The following is a 3,761-nucleotide window of genomic DNA, read 5'->3' as shown; positions in this document are numbered from 1 at the left end:
CACCTACGACGACACGCCCTCCGAGATCGTCCGGTACACCGACGATCAGGGCGAGGACTTCTTCAACTACAAGCTGACCGCCAGTTGGACCCGCAACAACCTGAACCGCGGGATCATGCCGACCGCCGGCAGCTACCAGCGCGTCTCGCTGGAGACCGCGCTGCCCGGATCGGACGCCGAGTACTACAAGCTGCGCTATCGTGGCCAGAAACTGTTCGAGCTCAACCCCGACTGGTCCGTCAAGTTCAGCAGCAACCTGGGCTACGCCGATACGCTGGGTTCCAACGATCCCTATCCGTTCTACGAGAACTTCTACTCGGGCGGCCTGGGCTCGGTACGTGGCTACACGGGCAACACGCTGGGGCCGAAGACCACCGAGCGCGGCGACGGCGACGACGATACCCTGGGGGGCAACGTGCTGGTCGAGGGCTCGGCGGAACTGATCTATCCGTTCCCGTGGGTCGAGGACCGCCGTTCGCTGCAGACCAGCATCTTCCTCGATGGCGGCAACACCTTCCTGACCGATTGCTACGAAGTGGTGCCTGGCGATGGCCCCTCCAGTTGCAACAGCGGTGTCCATCTCGACGATCTGCGCTACAGCGTGGGCCTGGGGCTGTCCTGGCTGACCCCGGTGGGGCCGTTGACGTTCAGCGTCGCCAAGCCGCTGAACGAGAAGGATGGGGACGATCCCCAGGTCTTCCAGTTCTCGCTTGGCCAGACTTTCTAATTCAAGCGCGGTGAATTCGCGACGTGCCGATGACGTCGCGAATTCGAATTCAGATGTTTCAGATGGTTAAGTCAGGCTCGTTCCAAGGAGATGCCGCATGCGCAAGATAGCAGGAGTTCTCGGGCTAGGTTTGTTGACGATGGTTTCCGTCCCCGCGATGGCGACAGAAGTGGGCGTCCTCGATTGGCGCGAGGCGCTGATGTCCTCCAACTCCGCCCAGGCATCGATGAACCAGTTGAAGAACCGCATCAGCTCCCAGCAGCAGCAGGCGGAGTCGCTGAGCCAGGAGCTGCAGCAGCTGCAGCAGCGTCTGCAGAAAGATGGCGACGTGATGTCGGAGTCCGAGCGCAACTCGGTGACCCAGCAACTGCGCCAGAAGGGCGGTCAGTTCCAGCAGTTGCGTGGACAGATCTCCCAGGCGCAGCAGCAGGCCGAGCAGCAGTATCTGAAAGGCGCCAAGCCCAAGCTGGATCAGGCCATTCAGCGGGTCGTCGACGAGCATGACCTGGATATGGTGGTGGATCGCGACGCCGTGGTCTACTCGGGTGACAGCCTCGATATCACCCCCGAAGTGACGAAGATCTTCAATTCGCTCAACTGATGATTCAATCCGGCGCCCGCTCATGAAGAGAGAGACTTCCCGCTCTTATACGCTTGGCGAACTCGCCGAGCGTTTGGATGCACGCCTGGTCGGCGACGCGGATCTGCGTGTCGACGGTCTGTCGACGCTGGCCGATGCCGGTCCGACGGATCTCGCGTTCCTGGCCAATCGGGCGTACCTGAAGTATCTGGCAGCGACTCGTGCCGGTGCCGTTCTGGTCCATCCCGCCCATGGCGACAGCTGCCCGTGCCCGCGGCTGGAACTGGAGAACCCCTACCTGGGGTATGCCAAGTTGTCGCGACTGTTCGACCCGCTGGTCAATCAGCCGCTTCGTGGCGTGCACGCGACGGCAGTCGTCTCGCCGGGGGCCCGGCTCGGCGAGCGCGTCGAGGTCGGCGCCCACTGCGTCATCGAGGACGGTGTCGATATCGCCGACGACTGCGTGATCGGCGCAGGGTGCTTCATCGGTACCGACACCACGGTGGGCCGCGGGTCTCGCCTGCATGCCAACGTGACGCTGTACCACGGTGTGATCGTGGGCGAGCGCGCCATCCTCCACAGTGGCTGTGTCATCGGTGGCGACGGCTTCGGCTTCGCCCACGACGGCGCGCAGTGGGAGAAGATCGCGCAGCTCGGCGGTGTCATGCTGGGTGACGACGTCGAGGTGGGCAGCTGCTCGAGCATCGATCGTGGTGCGCTGGGCGATACGCAGATCGGAAACGGGGTCAAGATCGACTCTCAGGTCCAGATCGCCCACAACGTGCAGATCGGGGACCACAGCGCCCTGGCGGGATGTGTGGGCATCGCGGGTTCCACCAAGGTCGGCCGTCACTGTCTGCTCGGCGGCGGGGTCGGGCTCTCAGGCCATCTCACCTTGGCCGACGGGGTTCAGGTGACCGGCATGAGCCTGGTCACCAACTCGATACTGGAACCCGGCGTCTACTCCTCCGGTACCGGCTCGATGTCGAATAGTCAGTGGCGGAAGAACGCTGTACGCTTCAAGCAACTCGACGAAATCGCCAAGCGGCTGACGCGTCTCGAGCGGGATATCCGCGATAGCTGAAGAGCCTGGGAGCCCATCCCCGTAGCGCGCCGAAAGGCTGGCGGTCGCCATGTGCGCCTGTATAATGCCCGCCCACACGGGTGAACGCCGTTTTGCCGCCCTGTGCCTGCCTTCGTGGCGGGCATTTCGTTATTTCAGAGGTTGTATTGATGATCATGGACATCAACCAGATTCGCGAATATCTACCGCATCGTTATCCATTTTTACTGGTAGATCGCGTGATGGAAATCACGATTGGCGAATCGATCGTGGCGTACAAGAACGTCAGCATCAACGAACCTTTCTTCAACGGTCATTTCCCTCATCACCCGATCATGCCCGGTGTGCTGATCATCGAAGCGATGGCTCAGGCCTGCGGCATTCTCGGCTTCAAGACCGTCAACAAACTGCCGGCAGACGGCTATGTCTACTATCTCGTCGGTAGCGACAACGTACGCTTCAAGCGTCCGGTCATGCCGGGAGATCAACTGCGGCTCGAGGCCAATGTCATCAAGGGCAAGCGAGGCATCTGGAAGTTCGCTTGCCGGGCAACGGTTGGTGACGAACTGGCCTGCGAGGCGGAAATCATCTGCGCCGAGAGGAAAATCGCTTGATTCATCCCTCCGCCATCGTCGATCCCTCTGCCCGACTGGCCGATGACGTCGAAGTCGGTCCATTCAGCGTGATCGGAGCTGACGTCGAGATCGGGGCCGGGAGCGTGATCGGGCCGCACGTCGTGCTCAAGGGGCCGACTCGACTCGGCAAGCGCAACCGGATCTTTCAGTTCGCTTCGGTCGGAGAAGACTGTCAGGACAAGAAGTACGCCGGCGAGCCGACGCGGCTCGAGATGGGAGACGATAACGTCGTGCGCGAGAGCGTGACGATCCATCGAGGCACCATCCAGGATCGCGGTGTCACCACCATCGGCGACCGCAACCTGTTCATGGCCTACTCCCACGTGGGGCACGACTGCCTGATCGGCAACGACTGCATTCTTGCCAACCAGGCCACGCTGGCCGGCCACGTGACCCTGGGGGATTTCGCCATCATCGGCGGGCTGTCCGCCATCCATCAGTTCGCCCATATGGGCGAGCATGCGATGGTCGGCGGTTGCTCCGCGATCACCAAGGACATTCCGGCCTTCATCATGGTCAACGGCAACCCGGCGGCGCCCCACGGGCTGAACTCCATCGGCCTCAAGCGCCGTGGCTTCTCCGCCGAGGCGATCAAGGCACTGGGTGAAGCGTACCGTCTGGTCTATCGCAAGGGGCTGACGCTCGAGCAGGCCGTCGGCGAGATCGAGAGCCGTTTCTCGCTCGACGAGACGCGCCGTTTCATCGATTCTCTCAAGGTTTCCCAGCGCGGTATCATCCGCTAGGAGAGAGCGGATG

5 protein-coding genes are annotated in these 3,761 nt (G+C 62.2%); all 5 read left to right on the top strand.

Going from position 1 to position 3,761, the window contains the following annotated elements; all coding sequences use genetic code 11:
* Positions 1–727 (top strand): BamA/TamA family outer membrane protein (locus AC3AYF_RS19245; RefSeq protein ID WP_487780201.1); only part of this gene is annotated, 727 nt, incomplete at its 5' end.
* A gap of 97 nt (positions 728–824) precedes the next feature.
* Positions 825–1,328, top strand: a complete 504-nt coding sequence (locus AC3AYF_RS19240; protein ID WP_149434479.1) for an OmpH/Skp family outer membrane protein — start codon at positions 825–827, stop codon at positions 1,326–1,328.
* Positions 1,329–1,350: 22 nt separating this feature from the next.
* A complete protein-coding gene (gene lpxD, locus AC3AYF_RS19235; protein WP_295038081.1) occupies positions 1,351–2,391 on the top strand; it encodes a UDP-3-O-(3-hydroxymyristoyl)glucosamine N-acyltransferase in 1,041 nt (346 codons plus the stop codon).
* A 149-nt stretch (positions 2,392–2,540) separates the two neighbouring features.
* Entirely contained in the window at positions 2,541–2,984 is a 444-nt protein-coding gene (gene fabZ / locus AC3AYF_RS19230; RefSeq protein ID WP_110714740.1) for a 3-hydroxyacyl-ACP dehydratase FabZ, read from the top strand.
* Positions 2,981–3,748: an acyl-ACP--UDP-N-acetylglucosamine O-acyltransferase gene (gene lpxA / locus AC3AYF_RS19225; RefSeq protein ID WP_295038086.1), complete on the top strand. Its 768-nt coding sequence runs from the start codon at positions 2,981–2,983 to the stop codon at positions 3,746–3,748. Before fabZ ends, lpxA begins: the two co-directional genes overlap by 4 nt.
* Positions 3,749–3,761: the final 13 nt, after the last annotated feature.

Source organism: Salinicola sp., from assembly GCF_982684285.1.
This window is presented reverse-complemented; position numbering and strand designations above follow the sequence as displayed.

Bases quoted from the DNA above. Each gene is read 5' to 3' on its own strand.
- lpxD (WP_295038081.1), top strand. From the start codon at position 1,351: ATGAAGAGAGAGACTTCCCGCTCTTATACGCTTGGCGAACTCGCCGAG.
- AC3AYF_RS19240 (WP_149434479.1), top strand. From the start codon at position 825: ATGCGCAAGATAGCAGGAGTTCTCGGGCTAGGTTTGTTGACGATGGTT.
- fabZ (WP_110714740.1), top strand. From the start codon at position 2,541: ATGATCATGGACATCAACCAGATTCGCGAATATCTACCGCATCGTTAT.